The sequence below is a fragment of the Eubacteriaceae bacterium ES3 genome, from assembly GCA_030586155.1.
In the GTDB taxonomy this organism is placed as follows: Bacteria; Bacillota; Clostridia; order Eubacteriales; family Eubacteriaceae; genus Acetobacterium.
Genome location: CP130741.1, coordinates 2,607,861 through 2,629,048, shown reverse-complemented (window position 1 = coordinate 2,629,048; position 21,188 = coordinate 2,607,861). Strand labels below are relative to the sequence as shown.

The window sequence follows — 21,188 nt, the reverse complement described above, 5'->3', positions numbered from 1 at the left end:
TGGAAATGAAAAAGACTATATTTATGATTGTTGCAGCCTTGGGATTGATGATACTAACGGCCTGTTCAAATCAGATTGCTTATGAAGCCGGAAGCTATGTGGGATCAGCACAGGGAAAAAATGGCCCTATTCGAGTAGAAGTAACTTTTACTGACGATAAAATTGAATCAATCGAAGTGGTTAATCATCAGGATGATCTGGAATATGCGACAAAGGCAGTTGAAGGAATGCCGGGTCTGATTCTCGAAAGCCAGCGTTTGGATGTCGATGCAGTTAGTGGGGCAACCCTGACCAGCCGAGGGATTATCGGAGCTGTTGCTCAGTGTGTGACCGATGCTGGTGTTGATCCGGTTGAATTAGGCTATACATCAGTGGCAGAATCAACAGATGGACAGGAAATTTTGATCACTGGTTTAGCGGAGGATAAAATAATTACCGGAGATGAGATAAAAGCCATGACTCCGGTAGAGTTTGATGCGATTTCAGTGGATGCCAGCGGGACAGAAACGCCAACAACCGGGAAAGGTGTTAAACTGGAAGACATTCTGGCCGAATATGGAGCATCACAAAAAAACTTTGATGCAATTGTTTTAACCGCAACGGATGGCTATGCTATCGAAGTACCAAAAGAAGTGTTAACAACACGGGATGTCATTATTGCTTATGAAATTAATGGTGAGGCTGTTGATCTGCGAACCGTCATTCCCGAAGAACGGGCAATGTACTGGGTTAAATTTTTAAATCAGATAGAAATTAAGGGAGCGGTTGAAAACATCGCAACAGCAAATCTGGCATTGCTGGAAACAGCCGTGACTTTATGCGATATTGAAGATTACAAGTATTATGATTCAATTGATCAGGCGATTACAACGGCCCAATTATTAGAACAAACCGGTAATCTTAATGCGAATACGGTGGAAGTAGCCGGAGCGGATGGGTGGTCCCGAAACGAAGAATTTGACACTTATTCCAGCCAATATATTAAGATAACCGGTGAGAATGCACCCATGTTTATTGGTCCTGATCTACCTGAAGGAATGCGGATGAAAGATATGCTCTATAACAAAGTTGGTGATACAACGATTTTAAGTGTGAAAGAAGCCCAAAATAAATACGGCGAAACGACACTTAATGGAGATAGTGGCGTATTGATTGATACCATTTTTACAGATCTTAGCGTTGTCCAGTCAGAACAGTATGTTTTAACAGGGGCAGATGGTTATTCGGTGGAAATAAGTCTTGAAGAACTTAAAAAAGGAATTTTAGTTCTTTCTGATGATGGTGTAAACTGTGTCTTTGACGGGCAGGATCAGGCACAGTCAGTTAAAGGTTTATTATACATTAAACCTCAGGTGTAGCATGAAGCGATGGGCGCAAATATTGTTAGCAGTGCTTTTTATCAGCACCCTGCTATCTGGTTGCCAGTATCAGCCACTGGGGATTGAACTTGAATACAGTTTTGAAGTGCTGGGTGATATCGAGGCGCCATTAACGGTCAATAAAATACTTGATTATCCGATCCAAAAGGTTACAAAAGATGGACAAAATTATACCGCGATTGCCCTTGAAGATGTAATAGCCCAAGCAAAACCAAGAGCTGATGAATATGATCTATTGTTTATCGGCCAGGATGGACTAAGCTCTAAAATCAGCGGTCAGGATTTGTCTGATTGTTATATCAGCTATAGCAGCCAGTATGACTGGGAGATTATTACAGAAAATCATCCGATTTCCAGTCAGGTTAAGAATCTCAGAAATATAGTGGTGATTACAACCGATTTGGACAGCGATGAGATGGCCATTGGAATAGAAGACCAAAGCGGTTTCCGCAGTACGACAGTAGGGAATTTATTTCTCCAGGGCTATTTTGAGAAACGCGTATTCGAAGGTCAATCGGAAATTAATAATCAGGAGGTGACGGTGTACACCACGCATCGAATGATACTCCCCACTGATTTATTGACTTTTGAAAAAGAGATTGTTGTTTTTGGACAAGATGGCAGTTCCTGTTTTGACAAAGTTACCGATGAAAGTTATTTTGAAATCACTGATACGGCTCTAAGTTACACGGCATCGGATAAAACAGTTATTGAAGATGTGGTTGGAGTTTTAAGTGATCCGCCCCTGTTTTCAATTACTGATGTTGCATCTGATACAGCCTATCAGCTGGAAAAAGGAAATAATGTTTTGGTTATCGAGCTGGATGGATTAGGTTGGGAGATGTTTAATGCAGCTCAAGAAAAAAATATGCTGCCTTTCATGTCTACATTGCCAGTTCAGAAAGCGCTGGTTGTTTATCCACCTATTTCCCCGGTTGGGTTGGCAGCAATGCTAACTGGCGAGAATCCGGATATCAACGGTGTTCACGATCGTGAAACAATGGATTTTAACGGCCAGGATATTTTTGAAAAAGCTATCCAAATGGGTAAAAGTCCAGCATATATAGAAGGCGATACAAAGATGCTTAATACTTCAGTTGAACCGGTTCTTTCGGTCACTGAAGAAATTCAGGATGGCAATGTGTTTAAGAATACACAAACTGCTATTGGTGAAAACAAAGAGCTTATTTTTACTCACTTCCATAGCATCGACGATGATGCAACGACTTATGGGCCTTATTCACAAGAAAATTTTGAGCAAATTCTACAAATCGATCAAATGGTTGAAACATTGGTTGAGAGTTTTTCGGGAACGGTTATTATTACGGCTGATCATGGGTTGCACGAAATAGAAGGTGGGGGCACACACGGCCGAATTTGTTATGAAGATATGCTTGTTCCATATATTATATATAATAAGTAAATAGTATTGTAATAATAAAAAGCCTGCAGGCAGGAAAGTCAAAAGACAATTCTGCCTGCAGGCTTTGTTTAGTTATCTGTTAAGTGCCGGGCGGTTAAGTGCATCAGGGGTCATCGTCTCAATACTAAGATTGAGTACTGTCGGAGTAATACAGGCGACCCGGCTGAGCGACTGACTTGGCAGGAGCCCTGATTCGGTATTGGTGATAATCACATAATAATAAGTGACATCTGTAAGGAGCTGAGAATCGATTATCAGGGTAGCATCTGTAGCGCCATCGATTGCCATTCCACCTTGACTGGAGTTGACCTGCGATTGATACCATTGATAGGTCAGGGTGCCTTTAGATACCAGGGCTTCGACGGTTACAGTCGTCTCCGTCTCAGAAAGCAACTGATCAGCTGGTTGGGTGACGATCACAGGGGTTTCAGAAGTCGATTGGTTATCCACCGTAGGATCTTCCGATAGTTCATCAGCGCTATCGGGGAGCTCATCGGTTACTTCACTTAACGCTGTTACAGTGCCGGCTAGAGTCGTTACCGATTCAGCCTGATCAGCTGAAATCTTCACATAATATTGAAGGGGTATGGCGGTGTCAAAGCTTGATGGCTGATAAGTGGATCCCGTTGCGTCAGGAATCAGTATTAAATCAGCAGAAGCACTGCGTTTATAATACCAGGTATAAGTTAGAATTTTACCCTCGGTTACGCTGGCTTTTATACTTAGTTCTGAAGGTGTATCGCCAAGAGCGATTTCTTCTTCTGTTGGCGTAGAGCTGACAGTAATCACCGGTCTGGCACCAACCGTTATTTGAATTTTGGCGGTAATATCATCAGTATTGACATAACCTGATGGTGGATTCAGGGTTCCAATATAAGTTGTTTCACCTGTTTTGGTCGAATCAACACTGGCAGGACTGAAGGTGACCGGACAGTCAAAGCTTTCATCATCATAGCCTTTTACAAGAACTGTTGCTGGCAGCGAGTAATTTTCGCCGTAAGCAATCAAGTCTGAAATGCTGTTGTTACTGGTTGTTATGCCTTTAATTGAGGTCACAGCAGTGATTTTTGTTTTGACTGTAACCTGGCAGGTCGCGGTTTTACTACCGTCTACTGTCGTAACAGTAATAGTCGCTGTACCATTTCCTTTTGGTGTGACAATTCCATTGTCAACAACTGCAACTGAACGGTTTGAAGACGACCAGGCGACTGCTTTATTGCTGGCATCAGAAGGTGAGACTGTTGCTGTGAGCACCTGAGAAGTACCGCGTGTTAAGGTAACTTCTGTCGGTGAAAGGCTGACTCCGGTAACTGCTACAGTAGATGGTTCGCTTGGTGATATTGGCGTTGGATCGGGTTCGGTTGTCGGAGAGCCACTTTCATAGTCAGAGTTTATAATACTGTCGCTGACCCAGTTGTCGCTCTCTGGAAGAACACTTAAATCAGAAACAGTATTGTCGGTGGTGGGGAGTGAAATGGTTGGAGTAACCATTAAACCGCCGCTGGGATCACTGACAACAGGTTTCCCTGAAATGCTGATATTTTGAGGTGTTATCGTACCGGATAAATAGGATTCATCAGGCAGTGTGGCATTGGTTACCGCTCCGCTGCCCTTTATTTCAATGGGTTTTTCAATTCCTAAATTAGTGATAACAGCATTGTTATTCATGGTAACCACTGTTCCTTCACCATTGGCAGTAACAATTAAGGTATCCACATTAGCATTAATACTTAAGGTCATTTTAGTTTCAACCTGAATTTTTTTAATGACGGCGTTATTTACAAAAGTTGAACCACTAGCTTCAGCACCAAATGTTACTGTATTGGCACTGGTATTTAGAATAACGTCGGCCGGAGATTTAATTTGCAGGCTAGCAATTTTCCCTTTATTCTGAGTGGTAATTGTTGAACGTTTTGCCCCTTTAGCGATAGTCAGGCTGGTGATCGAACTTTCTTCGGTGACAACAATTGATGATGCAGATTTACCGTTTAAATTGGTAACTTTAGCATCGCCTAACAGAACGAGTTTGACATTCTCATTATTTAAAGTAATGTTTTTATAGGTTCCACCATTTAAATAAACGCTTTCGGCTCCATTGACGATGAGTTCATCGGCAACAACAGTATTATTCAAGGTGATTGTTCCTTCAGTGACAGCATCAGTTATAGTAAGGGTTCCTGAAAAAGTGGCGTTTTCAATCGTTACTTCGGGAGTGTTAATTTCTCCTGATTCATAAGCAGCCTCATCACTGAAGGTGCCAGATTCATCATATGTTATGGTGTCTGATGACAGATTGATTTCGCAGCCGCGAAAAAAAGCAACCGATGATAGAATGACTAATATGATGATAATACTTGTAACGACGGATTGTTTTTTCATTATGCTTCCTTTCTATTATTTATAAGACAATTAATTTTTTAAATTTAATGGCAGTATCAATAATATTGCGTAGTTTTTATTGTAAATAAAGATTTACTTTTGCATTTAAAAGATTTCCAGCTAGTTTCATTAAATAATATTTAATGAACGGAGTGAAATTTCAGAACACATTTTATAAGAAGGAAAAGATGTCATCCGGCTATAAAATGAATTATCCTAATTTTATCATACGCCTCATATAATGTAAATAGAACGTAACGGAATTGTAAAAAAAGAGAGGCTTAATCTTTTTTTGGTTCATTAGAATTGTGTTCATGGAAGCTCTGTGCTATGATACGAATAAACATTGGTTATAATACATGCTTATACATTTTCTAAGGGAATGTTGCTAAAAAATTTACATATTTATATTTCAAAGTGTTAGTTTATGGTTTAAGGAATTTTGTCAACAGAATGAGGTTGTGATGGAAAAAAAAGAACAGCATGAAGTAGGGTTTTTAAACCCTGAAAAAATTGCCTGCCTACCTGATCAGCAGGCCTTTGCCTGGATAGAACATGCTTTGCAGGAACCCCAAAATATCCAGAGTCAGGTGCTTTTGGATATTTTACAGCAATCAGCCCAAACAACAATAGGTAAACGGTATCAGTTTGAAAAAATCGGAACAGTAACTGATTTTCAAAAGACGGTACCGATCAGTGAATATTCCGATTATCATCAAATGATTACAGAAATTACTGACCAGGGAAGCCGTGATCTGCTTTTTTCTGGTGCTGTCAGCCAGTTTATTGCGACCAGTGGAACAACGGGAACTCCGAAACTGTTTCCGGAAAGCCAGTTGGGAAGTGTGGTAAAGGCCCTGGTTTCCAAGAACAGAGCGATTAAAATGATGATGATGGCAAAAGAAGTGATGGAACCTGATGCCAGGGTTCTGGCCATTGCCAATTCGTCAGACTACGGAGTCACAAAGTCCGGCATCAGGATTGGTTCGGCATCGGGGCAGGCGGCTTCTGATCTGCCGCCGGAATTGCTCAAAAAAATGGTTCTGCCAATGGAACTGCTGCTGGCTAAAGACTTAAGCAATGAAGTAAGTGATTATCTGGTTATGTTTTATATGTTGAAAGAGGAAAATCTGGTGGGGGTAGTTGCCAGTAACATTGCTCATTTTGAGCTGCTTCTTGACCAGAGCACGGACCGGTTCAGCGAACTTTCTGAAGCAATTGCTGAAGGCAACTTTTCCTCAAAGCAGGCGATTCCTATTGAGTTGCGAGTGGCCTTGGAAAAACAGCTTTTACCTGACCCCGACCGGGCTCAGATGATTAGGCAGGCATTTGAAGGAGGAGAAAAATACCCGATTTTAAAAATCTGGCCCAAATTTTCAGTAGTGGCTTGCTGGCTGTCTTCCAGTACCGGGCGGGTGGCCCGGAGTTTTAAATGCCGGATGCCGGAGCAGATAAAGTTTCTGGAATGGGGTTACGGCGCCAGTGAAGGAAAATTTAATATCCCCGATCAGGTAGGGGATCCAGCCGGTCCTTTTGCGGATTTTGGTTATTTTTTTGAGTTCCTGCCGCCTGGTCAAACGAAAACCAAACTTTTGCATGAGCTGGAAGAAAAAAAAGCATATGAACTTATCATCACCACTTACTCAGGACTTTATCGTTACAATTTAAAGGATCTTGTCTGGGTTAAAGAGATTAAAGGCAAGATGCCAAGACTTGAGTTTTTATCTAAATCTGCGGAAAAAGTGACGGTGAATGACCACAACATTTTTGTGTTTGAACTGGATCAGGTCCTGGAAGCGGTTAGTGAATCCTGTCGAATGGGCATCCATTTCTACGAAGTCATGATAAACAGCTCGCACCTGCAGTTTTTCATCGAGTCTCAGGACGAAGGCTTTGAAACAAAAAAATATGAGCTTGCACTTGAAGACCAGCTGAGACATAAAAACTCAGTTTATGATAATCTGCGAAAGAATAACATTCTGCAGCCAGTCGTTGTTAGTCGGATGGTAAATGGTTATCGAAACGCTAAAATCAGACGGGCGGTGATGCCGGGGAAAAATGTCAACCAGACTAAGTTAAAAACAATAATTGAAAAAATGCCGGATGGCGCAGACATTTTTTCGTGAAGGGTGGTCAGAATGAGGAAGTTTATCACTAAACAGGTTTATGGACTGAAAATAAGACATGGAAAAAAGAAAAGAAACCGCTTTGATGAACTGGTTGAAGAAGCTGGTGAAAAGAATAAAGAACTGCTGATGAATTTAATCAGAAGTAATGAGTCTACAGAATATGGAGAAAAGTATGACTTTAAGAATATCCAGAGTCTGAAAGACTATCGTGAAAAAGTGCCATTTTCTACCTACGACGATTATTATTCGTATATCGAGCGGATGGTCAATCATGGAGAAGCTAATCTGTTAACGTCGGAACCGATTGTACACTATGCACTGACCTCTGGCAGTGTTGATAATCCCAAGAAAATACCTGTTTCCCAGAAAACAGTGGATTTATATCAGCAGTATGCCAGTGAATTCAGTTTCAGTGTGATTAACGATGCCCTTAAGGGGAGTTGGAACCGCCACCGCGGTCTTAATCTGATGGAAATCAAATTCGAAAATTTACCTGGCGGCCTTTTTGCCGGTTCAATTTCCGGACGGGCCATTTATACGTTGAAAAATTTCCTGCCGCTGATGTTCACTTCACCAAATGAGATCGTATTTCCGCAGGAAATCATGGATGCCAAATATGTTCATCTGCGTTTTGCCCTATTGGAAGAAGACCTGTCTTTTATGGGATCGGCCTTTATGACGGCACTTTCTGATCTGATGAAATATCTTGAAGCAAACTGGGAATTGCTTGTCAGTGATATCGAAAAGGGAATCATAGACCCACAAATTAAAATATCAGATACAGTTCGCAATCAGTTGCTCAAAAAAATAAAACCCGAGCCGTCTAGAGCTAAAGCCCTTCGAAAAATTTTTTCGCAAGGTTTTGATTCGCCAATTATTCCGCGGATATGGCCAAATTTAAGCTTTATTTTTGCTATTGGCAGTGGGGGCTTTGCTGTTTATACAGATAAGATGCGAGATTATCTGGGTAATATTCCAATTTATTTTAGCGTTTATGCTGCCTCGGAATCGATTATGGCGATTTGTACCGAAATGGAATCCCAGGAGTTTACGCTTATTCCAGATTCAGCTTTTTATGAATTTATCCCAGTTGGCGAAGATGCGGACCCATTAAAAACCTTAACTCTTGATGAGTTAGAGGTGGGTAAGGATTATGAAATTGTTTTAACCAACACATCGGGATTTTACCGCTATCGAATAAAAGATGTAATTAGGGTGGTGGGATGGAATAAAAAAAGTCCCAAAATTCAGTTTGTTTACCGCCTGAATCAGATGGTCAGTATCGCTGGCGAAAAGACAACTGAGGAATGTATTTCCTGGGCAGTTACCGAGTTTTCCAAAGATGTGGGGTGTGCATTAGTGGATTTTAGCGTTTTTGCCAATATCAATGTTTCGCCGGGCCGCTATACGATCGTTCTGGAAACCGAAAAGCCAATTCCATTTGCAAAAAGGGAGGAAGCCCAGGCTGTGATGGAAGAAAAACTGAATATTGCAAACCCTTCAATTGCCAAGAAAATTAAAGCTGGTGTACTAAGTCATACTGAACTGGCTATTGTACAGGAAGAAACTTACGCCCTGTATCGTGATCTGATGATCATGCGTGGAATTTCCGGCAACCAGTTAAAGCCGGTTCGGGTAATAGACACCCTGATTAAAGAGAAGTTCTTCTTTGCCCTGCTGGATAAGGAGTTGTGATGTTTGGTTTATTAATGCGCTATTTAAAGGATTATCGTCTCCAGATGATTCTAGTTTTTGTTTTTGTTTTGAGCCAGGCCGCCTGTCAGTTATATCTTCCGGTCATGATGGGAAATATCGTCCAAAATGGTGTAGCTACAGGAAATACTCAGGTGATCTTAAAAAGCGGCAGGGATATGCTTTTGGTTTCAATTGTTGCGGCCGTTTGCATGGTTGCTTCCTCCTATTTTTCTGCCTATGTGACCGCTTCTTTCACCAGTCGAATTCGGGCTGACGTGTTTGATAAAGTCAAGAACTTTTCTCAGAGTGATTTTAATAACTTTGGGGCGGCAACCTTATTAACCCGATCTACGACTGATGCAACCCAGATGCAAATTGTGGTCATCAACGGACTGAGGTCTCTGCTCTTAATTCCGATTACCGGGGTCGGGGCATTAATCATGGCTTTTCGTGAAAATGTGCTCCTAACGCTGATACTCCTCACCGCTTTTATGGTGACCAGCATCATTATTGCTATGACAACCAGGCGCAGTATGCCTTTATTTCAGGTCATGCAGAAGAGAGTTGATCGGATTAATCTCTTAATGAAAGAAAAACTGACCGGAGTGAGAGCCATTCGTGCCTTTAACCGTCAGGCTTATGAAACTGAGAAATTTGGCGTGGCCAATCAGGAGGGGATGGATGCAGCAGTAAAAGCCAGTTATGCAGTAGCGTTCTTTTCACCCCTGATGCAGCTGATGATGAACATCACTATGGTAGTAATTTATTGGCTGGGTTCCATTGAAATCCAGCAGAAGGTTGTCGATATCAGTGACCTGATGGTATTCATCCAGTATGTACTGATGTTTATGTCATCTTTAAGTCTGGTTTCTGTTCTGTTAATGGCATATCCCAAAGCAGAAGTTTCGGCAGCTCGTGTTAAGGCGGTTCTGGATGCGCCTTTATCGATCGAAGACAGTCAAAATCCGGTTGATCTGGGACTGGTTAAGGGAAAGATTGAATTTCGCAATGTTGACTTTGGCTATGCGGGTGCAGAACGAAAGGTTTTATCAGGTATCAGCTTTACAGCTGAAGCCGGAAAAACGACGGCTATTATCGGAGCGACCGGGTCCGGGAAAACGACCCTTATTAATCTGTTGTTGCGGCTCTATGAGGTGACTGAGGGTGCGATTTTAATTGATGATATTAATATCAGAGATTTAAAACAGCAAGGCTTGCGTGAAAAAATTGGATATGCGCCCCAGGAATCGGTTTTATTAGGGGGGAAAATTTCAGATAATATACGGGTTGGAAAAAAAGAAGCAACTGACTTTGAAATTGAAGAAGCACTTGAACTGGCTTGGGCCATGGAATTTGTCAGCCCCAGAGAAGGGGGGATTGAGTCATTAATCACCCAGGGCGGCAAAGACCTGTCCGGCGGCCAGCGTCAACGCTTGAGTATTGCTCGGGCCCTGGTCAAAAAAGCACCAGTTACTTTATTTGATGACTGCTTTTCAGCTCTTGATTTTAAAACTGATGCAGGTGTGCGAAAAAACATCAGACAGGCTTTTGAAAACCGTACGATGATTATTGTCGCCCAGCGGATCTCTACAATAAAGGATGCCGATAAGATTATAGTCCTTGACGATGGTTTATTGGTGGGTCAGGGTCGGCATGAAGAACTTGCCGGGACCTGCCAGGTTTATCAGGAGATTCTCCGATCCCAGGCTTATGCTGAAAGTAAGGAGGAATCCTGATGAAAAAGACAAGAAAGTTAAGTTTTAAAGAAGTCATTGCCAGACTTTTTAAGTATCTGCGCTATGAAAAGCATTTGTTAATGCTGGTTGGGCTGTCGCTGGTTATGTCGACAATCTTTACCATCCTGGCACCGATCTTCACCAAAAATATCACCAACAGTTTGGCTGATTCCGTTTCGCAGGGTTTAGATGTTGATTTTGCCCTGATTGGCAGACAGGCTGTTATTCTGGTAGTATTATATTTTTTTAGTGCCGCTTTTACCTGGTATGCAACCAGAAAGACCAGTTTCTTGTCCCAGCTGATGATTAAAAGGCTGCGGGAAGAAATTCAGGAGAAGCTGAATCGATTGCCCCTAAATTATCTGGATTCCTGTGAGCGCGGAGACCTGCTTTCACGGGTGACCAACGATTGTTCCACCCTGTCAGGAGCGTTGGAAGGCAATGCGACGCAGATTCTGGTGCAGGGAACGACAATAATCGGGATTATCGTTATGATGTTTATATTGTCTATCAAGCTCAGCCTGATTTTTCTGGTCGTTCTGCCAGTTTCGTTTTTAATATTAAGGCTGATTACAAAAAAAACTCAGGTGCTATTTCGCAGGCAGCAAAGGGAGTTGGGGGATTTAAACGGTTTGATTGAAGAAGTATATGGCGGTCATCTGATTGTCAAGTCTTTTAACTACGAAGACGAAGCTTCTGAACGGTTTGAAAAGATTAATCAGCGATTTTTCAAGTCCTATTTGTCGTCCAGATTTTTTTCTGGTCTGACGTCGCCGCTAATGAAGTTGGTTAATAATCTTGGCTATATTGCCATTTGTGTTGCCGGTGGGATTTTCGTGGTGAATGGCACTTTTACCATTGGGGGCATTCAGGCCTTTCTGATTTATGCGAATAATATTGCCACGCCTATTGCATCCATATCCAACAATTTTAACAACATTCAGGCAGGAGCCGCAGCAGCCGAACGGATTCTCGATTTTCTGAAAAATGATGAGGAAAGGGCTGATCAGGCTTCCGATGCTCTTGAGCTTTCCCGAATTGAAGGAAATATTGAGTTTTCTCATGTCGAATTTGGCTATGTACCAGAGCGAACGCTTTTTCATGATGTTTCGCTGAAAGCCAGCCCTGGTCAGGTGATGGCGGTGGTTGGTCCCAGCGGTGCCGGTAAAACCACCCTGGTTAACCTGCTGATGCGATTTTATGAGATTGATAGCGGGAAAATCTGTCTGGAAGATAAAAATATCCAGCACTTAACCCGCAGCAATCTAAGGTCAGCCTTTGGGATGGTCCTCCAGGATACCTGGCTGTTTGACGGAACCATTGCTGAAAATATCGGTTATGGGAAAACTGGTGCAAGCCGGGAAGAAATCGTTGCTGCTGCACAAAAAGCCCAATGTCACGAGTTTATTAAAAAACTGCCGTTGGGGTACGATACCCTGATAGGAGGCGATTTCACCAGCCTATCTGAAGGAGAATGCCAGCTTCTGGCGATTGCCAGAACGATTATTGCCGACCCTGGCGTCTTAATTCTTGATGAGGCCACTTCATCAGTAGATACCAGAACAGAGCTTTTAATTACTAAAGCGATGGAAGACATGATGGAAGGAAAAACGACTTTTATCATAGCTCACCGGCTTTTTACCATTAAAAATGCTGATCAGATTATTTTTATGATGGAGGGAGACATTAAAGAAGTAGGCAGTCACGATGTTCTGATGGCAAAAGACGGCTATTATGCCAATCTATATTTGTCAGCATCTGATCATTAGAGTAGCGATAACAGTATTATTTTATTCTGGAAAAATATCTTAATCTGATATGGTTTTTCGAGTCTTATCAGAAAGATAAGATGCGATAAAAACCAGATTAGATGTTATAAATTTGCATAAAATAAAATTTAAGGAGTGTACAATGAAAGGCTGGTTATTAAGAAATCCCCAAAAAATGGAAGATCCGTCAATCGTGAAAATCATGAAGGTCGTCAAGGAGAGAAACATTGATCTGGAACTTGTTAATCCTTTGGATATCCAGGTCGTTTGCGAAGATTCCCCGGATGGGATGGTCTATGTGGGAGATGAAAAGAAGATGGTGCCCGATTACGTGATTGCCGCTTTTTTTAACGAAAAAAACTATCATGCCCAATCAGTTCTGGTGATGCTGGAGTCCCTGGGGGTATTTTGCATTAATAACTGGGAATGTATACAGAGCGTGGATGATAAACTGCTGGTCTATCAGAAAGTAGTTAAAGAGATTGCAGGCGTAAAATTCCCCAAAACTGTTCTGGTAACTGATAAAACAACCCCTGAATTTATCTCCAGTCAGTTTGATTATCCGGTAGTTATGAAAGTCATGCATGGCAGTAAAGGTCTGGGTGTGGTTCTGGTCAACTCGGAAAAAGAATGTGATACATTGATGAATATGACCATGGCAGGAAAGTGTGCGGATGAAATTATTATACAGGAGTGTATTATGACCTCCAGCGGCAGAGACATTCGGATTGTTTTGATTGATGGTGAGTTCGAAACCGCTTTTATCAGACAAAATGACGAAAGTTTCCGTTCAAACATTGCCAAAGGCGGTAAAAAAGTCGAATTTAATCCGCCGGCAGAACTGATTGAAACAGCCGAAAAAGTTGCAAAGCTTATGGGAATAGCGGTGGGAACTGTGGATTTTCTCTTTGGCGAAGAAGGCAATTTTTATCTTTGTGAAGCAAATGCCATGCCAGGGGTCGCCTTTGATGTGGAATCGGTATTTAAAAAAATTGTAAAAGCAGTGGCTCAAAGACCAGTGCCGGTATGGAAGGAAGCGAAATGAAAGGTTGGCTGTTACTTAATCAGAAAACGATCGATGATCCCTCGATTCAGATGATAGTGGGCTTGATCAAAAAAATGGAGCTGGATATTGAACTGGTTGATATCCAGAAGGTTCAGGTCCTATGCAGTCCTGAAAAAATTGATGGAATTCAAGTTGGTGACCGGGAATTGCCAGTGCCGGATTTTTGTTTATCTGCTTTTTTTGGCGGTAACAATTATCATAGCCAGGCAGTTCTTACAATGCTTGAAGGGCAAGAGGTCTTTTGTGTCAATAGTCTGGAAAGTTTAAAAAATACATCCGATAAACTGCGTACTTTTCAGAAAATTGCGTCATCAAGTAAAAACATTCTTTTTCCTAAAACACTTTTGTTAACGGAGACCCTGGAAACTGATTATGTAGAAAAAGCAATTGGCTTCCCCTGTGTTGTAAAAGTCATGCACGGCAGTAAGGGTAAAGGCGTGATTATGGTTAAAAGCAGCGAGGAATTGAAAAATATTCTGGATATTATGGGGGCCGGAGCCTACGATGATGAAATTCTCATTCAGGAATGTATTCAGGCCTCTCGCGGCAGGGATTTAAGGATCATGCTGGCGGGCAGAAAATATTCCCAGGCATATATTAGAGATAATGGAGATGCTTTTAAATCAAACCTTTCTCAGGGTGGTGAGCTTCAGTTTTTGACTCCGCCCCTGGAGGTGATCAAGGTCGCTGAAGAAGTGGCCGCACTGTTAGATATATATTTTGGCAGTGTCGATTTTTTAATGGGAGAAAATAATACTTATTATATCTGTGAAGCTAACTCCATGACCGGGCTGACCTATTCAAAAGAATCCGCTGGCAGCCGGGAAAACAATCCTTTGATTGAGATCTTGAAAGAAATTATGAAAGAGACAGCCAGACGAAAAGCTTCTTTAAAATAGCAGCTAATTTTTATTTGCCGGCAGCCGATAAAACTAATAAGGTTTTATCGGTTTTTTTTATGTTGAAAGAATTAATGTGAATTTTGGTAATTTATTATTAAATTATGGGTAAATACTAATAATAAAAGCTAAAAACTCAACAATGATGAAAAGTGCTGTATTTTTTCAATAAAACATAAATGAAAAATGGTTCTGACTAAAGAAATGAAGCGACTGTTAAAATTTTTAAAGTACTGATTTCATTTTTAATGGTTGTAATAATACTTCTCGTAGATTGGAAAAGCGATGAAAAATAAGAACGATTTGGGATATTCAAAAATAAATAACAAAAAAAACAAACTGCCTACCGAGACTCACCAACTTTTAGATGAAAGACAAAATCTATTGGATAACATTCAGATAGACCAGCCAATTGTGGATAATATTGACTTTAATGAACTTTTTGATTTAGCTGATATTCAGAAACTGCAGCAGGAATTCGCTGAAGCCACAGGAGTTGCATCTGTAATTACCCATGTCGATGGAACTCCGATTACGGTACCTTCCAATTTTACAAGGCTTTGCAGAGGTATCATTCGTAAAACCGAAAAGGGAAGAAAGAACTGTTATAAATCTGATGCGGTAATTGGAGCTTATAGTGCTGACGGGCCAAATGTTAAACGCTGCTTAAGCGGCGGCTTATGGGACGCCGGAGCGGCCATTACGGTGGGAGATAAACATGTGGCCAACTGGCTGATTGGTCAGGTTCGTGATGAAAGTGTCCATTCTGAGCATCTGGCTGCCTATGCCCGAGAAATTGGGGCAGATGAAGACGAGATGGTGGCAGCTTTTAATGAGGTGCCGCAGATGAGCGAAGAGCAATTTAACCGTATTGCCCGTTTTTTGTATACCATTGCCAATCAGCTTTCCAACTTAGCTTACAAAAATTATCTGCAAAAGCAGATGATCAAAGAGAATGTCGAAAAACAAGAAGAAATCCTGTATCTTTCTTATCATGATTTTTTAACCGGGATGTATAACCGTCGTTATTATGAAGAGTCTCTTTCTCGCTTGAATCGTCCGGAAAATCTGCCCCTGGCACTGCTTTTAGGGGACGTAAACGGCTTGAAATACTTAAATGATACAGTCGGTCATATTGCCGGTGATGAACTGCTTAAAAAAATCGCGGATATTATTGACAGACACTGTCTCAAAGATGATGTGGCTGCACGACTGGGTGGTGATGAATTTGTTGTGATTATGCCCAGGACCAGTCAGAAAGATGCTGAGGACAGGATTGAAGCGATGAGCCAATCGGCTCAGAGTGAGAGCGTGGCAGGGATGCCCTTATCGATTTCTTTTGGTTGTGAAATGATTACCGAGGAAGAGCAATCAATTTATGAGGTTTTTAAAAAGGCTGAAGATAAAATGTATCGGGAAAAAAACAGGATAAAGATCAAGCAATTGGCGGAAGTGTGAAGAAAGCAGAGATATGTTAGTCTGTAGTTAAAAGTTTTCGCAACACTTCTTTTAAACATATTAACATATATTAGGTAACAAACATCCGAATTCTCAGTTTCTAAGGAATTAGTCTACGAACTGGGAATCTATTGGTACAGGAGGAAACGAATGTGCCACCCGTACTTGGAAAGGATGTGCAATATTTTTATGCATATAATCATCAGGTAACGGAGACGTTACTTTTTTTATGCAATATATGGAGCAGGAGAGCTATGAAAATTATTGTAAAAGGAAAAAGGATTTGGGCCTTGTTGCTGTCGAAGGTTTTGATTTTGTCTCTGAAAGCCTGGACATCAGTTGTAGGTGATGAGTTAATATAAGCATTGAAAAGCAGTCTTGATAAATAAAGTGAATGCGAAGATATATAGAAAAGAACCTGAACGATTCTGTGATTCCTGACAAGTAATACTTAATAATGGTCTCTGAAGATTAGTTGTGATATTTTCCGTTAAGTAGCCGCAAAATGCGTGGGCGATTATAGCGTTGAACGATAATACATGGTAAATTGACAGCTAAAGAGTAAATGAGCATAATCCAGACAACATAAGCTGGAGTAAATAGTCCGAAAATCCAAAATGGCAAAATAGCCAGCCAATGAGTCAGTTCACCTCGTGCAGATTCAATAAGAAATCGGTTGAGATTTCCTTTAGAAAAATTATCGAGGTGTTTTTTTTTGAATCCTTTTTTTTTCCAAACCATTCCACCATCCGGCAGGAGGTGTTTCCATTTTCTGACCATAAAAAGCTGATTATATAAATAACCGTAATTTTCAAAACTATAAGACTTAAAAAAGAAGTTTGTCGGATAAAAAAGTTGATCAGGTAAGTTAAAACATATAATTGCGGCAGTGATTTGTATCACTGGCCATAAAATAAAACAAAGTGCAATAGTCAGGTTGGGTGGTAAGAAAATTATTTGCATATGAATCTCCTATTTAATTGAACGTTCTTTCCAGGTGACTTTGAAACCTAAGATTTTTTTAAAACCGGATATAGCAAATATGAGAATAAAGGTAGCCAGCGGAATGGGAAAGAAAATGATTGCCCAGAGCTTAAACAGACCAATTTTTTTTGCGTAGAAATTCAATAAAAATACCCATGTAATATACAACGGAGTATAAATCAGCATTAAAAAATATTTAGCGCTAATTGCTGATAACAAAATATGGACAGGGGTGGAAATGACCGAAGTCGTCCACAAAAACACCATTATCAGCAAGTCAATAGGGGTATTGGCTGCGCCAGTAGCTATGTTTTTGGTCCAGCCCTGAAATAGATTTTTAATCCCAGTCCCATACATTCGAAAAGCCAGCTCATGATCTCCGACAAAAACTTTATAGGGAATGTTTGATTCTTTGAGGCGGTTAGCTAGAGCCATATCTTCTACAACACTTTGTTTGACACTTTCATGTCCACCGATTTTCTTATAATCAGATCGAGAAATTAGAATGATTGGCCCGTAAAGACCTGTTGCACTGGGATTTTTTAGTGTTGTCCCATTAGCAGCGAGCTGGATAAAATTAAAAAACATTGAAAGTTGCTCATAATTCTTTTCAAGGATATGAAAAGGCTGAACTGAAATGGGGATGTTGCAATCGCAATATGCTTGTAACAGTCGATAGATGGCGTCTTGACCAAGGCGGACATCAGCATCGATGAATAAAAGTAAATCACCGCTGGCGGCATTAGCGCCATTTTGGCAAGCCCAGCACTTGCCTGCCCAGTCATCGGGCTTATTATGTAAAGAAAGGACAGGCACTGAAAAGTTTTTGGCTGTATGTGCCGTTAAGTCAGTGGAGTTGTCATCGACACAAATAATTTCAAACAGAGCAAAGGATTGATCTTGAAGATCCTTAAGTAGTAAGGGTAACGAATGTTCTTCATTTCGTGCTGGTATAATAATGGAAAGCAGTGGGAATTCAATATGGCTGCTTTTTTTGGGTGGTAATTTTGGGAAGTGGTAAAAGAGAATAGGCGTTACGGCCAACCCGCCGATGGCAATTAAGAATTCAATGATAGGTCTAATCATGATGTTTACCCATAAGCTTCTTAGTCGCTGCATCGGCTGCCAATTTTCCGGTGAGTATTGAAATTGGCAGACCCGATGGACTAAAAGTCCATTGTCCACATTGATAAATATCGTTTATTGGCGTTAAAATAGAATTGGCGATTTTAGGTAAACGGTTTTCAGCGGGAATTTGATGGTTAGTAAATGCCCAACCTGTTATAGCACCCTCTGTATTTTTTGTTTCCCGTTCAATTGTTAAAGGGGTAGAACAGAGAGAAAATATTATCCGTTCCCTTAAGTTTTTAAATAAGGATTGTTCAAGAACTTTCGTGATTAATCTAATACAATGTTGCTTGAAAAACTCATATTGTCCGATATCAGAAAAAAACTTAACCATATTATAATCGATTAATGTACTGATTATTAGTCCGGTTTTTCCAGGCGGTGCAAGAGTGTCGTCATGAATGGCTGGGCATGAAATTTCGTAAGTTGTTCTTTCAAAAAAATTGTTTAGCCAATTAAGCAACTCGTCAGGGCTTTTTTTTGAACTTTGCTGCCAGCAGGGTAATGCAGAAAGGCCTAATGTATCAGGCGTATAAAAAGCATGAGGGCCACAGCTGTTTAAAAAATACTCTTTACTGAGATTTACACCAATGAAAAGCGTTAGAATGGAATCTCCACCGGAGCTGCGGGCAACTATTGCCCGTTGTGTTTCAACTTGGGAAGTTTGGTTACCACGCATAATTTCGTAGAGCGTTTTCTGATCAGCGGCCCAGATAAGCTTTTGATAATTTATTTTGCTTTCATTTGATAGCATTATTTCATGTTTTTGCGGATAAATTACAGTAACGCAGTTGTCACATAAGACACTGCCGCCTGCCTGAATGATGTAATCAGTGATTTTTTGCGCGAGGGTTCCTGTTCCACCGGCCGGATAGTGATAGTCCTGATAAATACTAAAGTAACTTAAGGCAAAAAAACTTGGTGTAGCTTTAAAAAAGTGCTGGGCAATTATATCGATTAACTTATCATTGTCAGTAAAATGTTTGAGGTAGGAATAAATAGGTTCATCCAGCCTAACCGCTCGACTAATGTTAATCTGGTAGCGAAGCATCCAAGGCAGCAGTGTCTTAATAATATAGTTTAAGTCATTAATCTTATCGAGAAAAAGGGGATTATCAATACCATAAATGACATTCATATAATGCATTGCCTTTTTTATTTGCTCTGCAATAAGGGTAATATCCTCGGTGTTATTTGGAAATAGATTTTTTAACATTTTAGTGTAGTCAGTCAAGGCATTACTGCGATCCAATTTTGTCCACTGATTCCTGACACCTATAGATATCGGGTTTTTGACAAATTCTATATCAATATTTAAACTTCGCAGCATTGGAAATAAGATACCAGAGTTTTCAAAAGCTCTAATTCCAGCATCAAAGGAAAAGCCCTGATGCCAGAAGCTATTAACTAAACCGCCGGTTTTATTATTTTTCTCAATAAGCAATGTTTTAACACCGGATTTACTCAGATAGGCAGCACTTGTTAACCCGGCCAAACCTCCTCCAACTACAACTACATCATATTTCACTTTTGACCTCCTTGATGTACAAGCTAAAATCGTTTTAAAATGTTTGTAATGAATGATTAAAGAAAATATAGCTTGAATTTTACATTTTGCCTGTAAAATACTTATCGGTTTGGCATCATTACAGATAGAAATAATAGCCGTTTAAAAGATAATTTACCTGGTATTTCTCGGCGAGTTTCAATAGTTCCTTTTTAATCTCATCGAGACCTAGTTTACCGGCAGAGAACTGCTCAAGTATCGTTTGGATATGTTTGCCTTCAGATGAAGAAGCTCGGTTTTTAAAATATCCCCAAATATGTTGAGCCGCATTTATTGCATTTCCGGAAGAAACGGGTAAGTCTAAAGCATCTTCAATGATCTGGTACATTTTCAGAGCAGGGTAGCTATGCTTGTTTTTTAACAGTTGTCGGATTTGTTGATAAGCATCAGGAGAATGCTCAAGGATCAGGTATTTATAACGTGCCCATTCGGTTTCCAGGCTGCTAATACCCATTTCTTTGGTACAATGCAGACATTTTAGCACAGAAAGGTTTCTATCACTTGCTTCGAGGATAATATCAATCTGCTGGTCTGGAAGGGTTTGATAGAACTTTAGAAAGGGTGCGATTTGGAGCACTCCTGAAAGTGTGCCTGGTGGCTTATCAGAAAGGGGTTGACCATAATAGATAGTCTGAGGACCATCATTTTCGCCCCAACTATCGGCACACAGTTTGATCCAGTCAGCATCGTCCTTTTTTTTGTCAGCAGTATTTAATAGATTATGCAGATTATCATAAACAACTGGTATGCCAACGATTGAAGAGAAGGATAAAGCATCTTCAATATTAAAAAATTGAGTATCGTTTTTAATGATCAAATGCTTTTTAATGGTTGGTTCTAAGTCTCTACAGCGCTTTGCGAAGCGTTTAATCGATAGGGACTTATCATCATGACTACCGCCTGGATAAAGAAAAATTTTATTTTCGGGTCTTAAGCCCAATTTATCAAATAGCTGAGTCAGGTTGTTCAGCTGTTTAACGTTATTGAAATGAACGTCTGAATCTTTAGAATTCAACGCAGCATATGGGCTTGCTTGTAGAAATAAACGCATATCTGAACGAAAGATCTTTTGACCAAGTTGATAAAGCTTTTCTGAAAATATTTTTTGCCAGCAAAGATCCAGGTTAATATCTGGCGTAAAAGGAATCAGTTCAGAGGAAATCATAAATAAAGGAATATTGTTTTTCGCATTATAAGTAATATGCCTTTCAAGTGCTGATAAATTATGTTCCATCAGTGACAAGAATTGTTCAGTGTTAACACTATTTAGTTTATTTTTTATCATACCGCTGTCTGGAAGGGCAATGGCAAGTCCTGAATATCCGATTCTCATAAATCTAACGACCTTTCATAAAATGGTATAACGATTAAATAAAATCTGTTTGGTATTCAACTAAGGTTCGAGCTGTTTTCTGACAGTTCGCCGTTACTGATCTCAAAGGATGATTAGTCTAATTATATGTTATAATTCAATATTGTTTATATAGTAAAATGCAAAATAATGGTCGTCAAGTAATTTCTAGACAACTGAATTGCAGATTGTTTGGAAGTCAGAAGTACAGTGGTGCTACGACTG

14 protein-coding genes and 1 riboswitch are annotated in these 21,188 nt (G+C 40.3%); of the genes, 9 read left to right on the top strand and 5 right to left on the bottom strand.

Features of this window, described 5'->3' with window-relative positions; translation table 11 throughout:
• Positions 1-5 precede the first annotated feature (5 nt).
• Both Q5O24_12065 and Q5O24_12060 read left to right on the top strand, forming a co-directional pair.
• On the top strand, positions 6-1,358 hold the full coding sequence (locus Q5O24_12065) for an FMN-binding protein (GenBank protein ID WKY47090.1): 1,353 nt from the start codon (positions 6-8) through the stop codon (positions 1,356-1,358).
• A 1-nt stretch (position 1,359) separates the two neighbouring features.
• Complete coding sequence (locus Q5O24_12060) at positions 1,360-2,802, top strand: alkaline phosphatase family protein (GenBank protein ID WKY47089.1); 1,443 nt, start codon at positions 1,360-1,362, stop codon at positions 2,800-2,802.
• A 72-nt stretch (positions 2,803-2,874) separates the two neighbouring features.
• Here Q5O24_12060 and Q5O24_12055 read toward each other — a convergent pair whose 3' ends face one another.
• A complete protein-coding gene (locus Q5O24_12055) occupies positions 2,875-5,181 on the bottom strand; it encodes an Ig-like domain-containing protein (protein WKY47088.1) in 2,307 nt (768 codons plus the stop codon).
• Between the two features lie 464 nt (positions 5,182-5,645).
• Here Q5O24_12055 and Q5O24_12050 point away from each other — a divergent pair, with 464 nt between their 5' ends.
• The 7 genes from Q5O24_12050 to Q5O24_12020 all read left to right on the top strand — a co-directional run bounded on the left by Q5O24_12050 (position 5,646) and on the right by Q5O24_12020 (position 15,933).
• Complete coding sequence (locus Q5O24_12050; GenBank protein WKY47087.1) at positions 5,646-7,307, top strand: GH3 auxin-responsive promoter family protein; 1,662 nt, start codon at positions 5,646-5,648, stop codon at positions 7,305-7,307.
• Between the two features lie 12 nt (positions 7,308-7,319).
• Positions 7,320-9,005, top strand: a complete 1,686-nt coding sequence (locus Q5O24_12045) for a GH3 auxin-responsive promoter family protein (GenBank protein ID WKY47086.1) — start codon at positions 7,320-7,322, stop codon at positions 9,003-9,005.
• Positions 9,005-10,741, top strand: a complete 1,737-nt coding sequence (locus Q5O24_12040) for an ABC transporter ATP-binding protein (protein ID WKY47085.1) — start codon at positions 9,005-9,007, stop codon at positions 10,739-10,741. Before Q5O24_12045 ends, Q5O24_12040 begins: the two co-directional genes overlap by 1 nt.
• Positions 10,741-12,510, top strand: coding sequence for an ABC transporter ATP-binding protein (locus Q5O24_12035; GenBank protein ID WKY47084.1), 1,770 nt, complete (start codon positions 10,741-10,743; stop codon positions 12,508-12,510). Before Q5O24_12040 ends, Q5O24_12035 begins: the two co-directional genes overlap by 1 nt.
• 142 nt (positions 12,511-12,652) lie before the next feature.
• Positions 12,653-13,555: an ATP-grasp domain-containing protein gene (locus Q5O24_12030; GenBank protein ID WKY47083.1), complete on the top strand. Its 903-nt coding sequence runs from the start codon at positions 12,653-12,655 to the stop codon at positions 13,553-13,555.
• Entirely contained in the window at positions 13,537-14,475 is a 939-nt protein-coding gene (locus Q5O24_12025) for an ATP-grasp domain-containing protein (GenBank protein WKY47082.1), read from the top strand. The genes Q5O24_12030 and Q5O24_12025 overlap by 19 nt, the downstream gene beginning before the upstream one ends.
• A gap of 285 nt (positions 14,476-14,760) precedes the next feature.
• Entirely contained in the window at positions 14,761-15,933 is a 1,173-nt protein-coding gene (locus tag Q5O24_12020; GenBank protein ID WKY47081.1) for a PocR ligand-binding domain-containing protein, read from the top strand.
• A 71-nt stretch (positions 15,934-16,004) separates the two neighbouring features.
• Positions 16,005-16,125: riboswitch (molybdenum cofactor riboswitch) on the top strand.
• A gap of 279 nt (positions 16,126-16,404) precedes the next feature.
• Here Q5O24_12020 and Q5O24_12015 read toward each other — a convergent pair.
• The 4 genes from Q5O24_12015 to Q5O24_12000 form a co-directional block, all read right to left on the bottom strand.
• Positions 16,405-16,896, bottom strand: coding sequence for a hypothetical protein (locus Q5O24_12015; GenBank protein WKY47080.1), 492 nt, complete (start codon positions 16,894-16,896; stop codon positions 16,405-16,407).
• Between the two features lie 9 nt (positions 16,897-16,905).
• A complete protein-coding gene (locus Q5O24_12010; protein ID WKY47079.1) occupies positions 16,906-18,036 on the bottom strand; it encodes a glycosyltransferase family 2 protein in 1,131 nt (376 codons plus the stop codon).
• A complete protein-coding gene (locus tag Q5O24_12005) occupies positions 17,996-19,573 on the bottom strand; it encodes an FAD-dependent oxidoreductase (protein WKY47078.1) in 1,578 nt (525 codons plus the stop codon). Before Q5O24_12005 ends, Q5O24_12010 begins: the two co-directional genes overlap by 41 nt.
• Before the next feature lie 118 nt (positions 19,574-19,691).
• Entirely contained in the window at positions 19,692-20,945 is a 1,254-nt protein-coding gene (locus Q5O24_12000) for a DUF1722 domain-containing protein (protein ID WKY47077.1), read from the bottom strand.
• Positions 20,946-21,188: the final 243 nt, after the last annotated feature.

Coding starts and splice junctions, on each gene's coding strand:
- Q5O24_12065 (WKY47090.1), top strand. CDS start 6: ATGAAAAAGACTATATTTATGATTGTTGCAGCCTTGGGATTGATGATA.
- Q5O24_12060 (WKY47089.1), top strand. CDS start 1,360: ATGAAGCGATGGGCGCAAATATTGTTAGCAGTGCTTTTTATCAGCACC.
- Q5O24_12055 (WKY47088.1), bottom strand. CDS start 5,181: ATGAAAAAACAATCCGTCGTTACAAGTATTATCATCATATTAGTCATT.
- Q5O24_12050 (WKY47087.1), top strand. CDS start 5,646: ATGGAAAAAAAAGAACAGCATGAAGTAGGGTTTTTAAACCCTGAAAAA.
- Q5O24_12045 (WKY47086.1), top strand. CDS start 7,320: ATGAGGAAGTTTATCACTAAACAGGTTTATGGACTGAAAATAAGACAT.
- Q5O24_12040 (WKY47085.1), top strand. CDS start 9,005: ATGTTTGGTTTATTAATGCGCTATTTAAAGGATTATCGTCTCCAGATG.
- Q5O24_12035 (WKY47084.1), top strand. CDS start 10,741: ATGAAAAAGACAAGAAAGTTAAGTTTTAAAGAAGTCATTGCCAGACTT.
- Q5O24_12030 (WKY47083.1), top strand. CDS start 12,653: ATGAAAGGCTGGTTATTAAGAAATCCCCAAAAAATGGAAGATCCGTCA.
- Q5O24_12025 (WKY47082.1), top strand. CDS start 13,537: ATGGAAGGAAGCGAAATGAAAGGTTGGCTGTTACTTAATCAGAAAACG.
- Q5O24_12020 (WKY47081.1), top strand. CDS start 14,761: ATGAAAAATAAGAACGATTTGGGATATTCAAAAATAAATAACAAAAAA.
- Q5O24_12015 (WKY47080.1), bottom strand. CDS start 16,896: ATGCAAATAATTTTCTTACCACCCAACCTGACTATTGCACTTTGTTTT.
- Q5O24_12010 (WKY47079.1), bottom strand. CDS start 18,036: ATGCAGCGACTAAGAAGCTTATGGGTAAACATCATGATTAGACCTATC.
- Q5O24_12000 (WKY47077.1), bottom strand. CDS start 20,945: ATGAGAATCGGATATTCAGGACTTGCCATTGCCCTTCCAGACAGCGGT.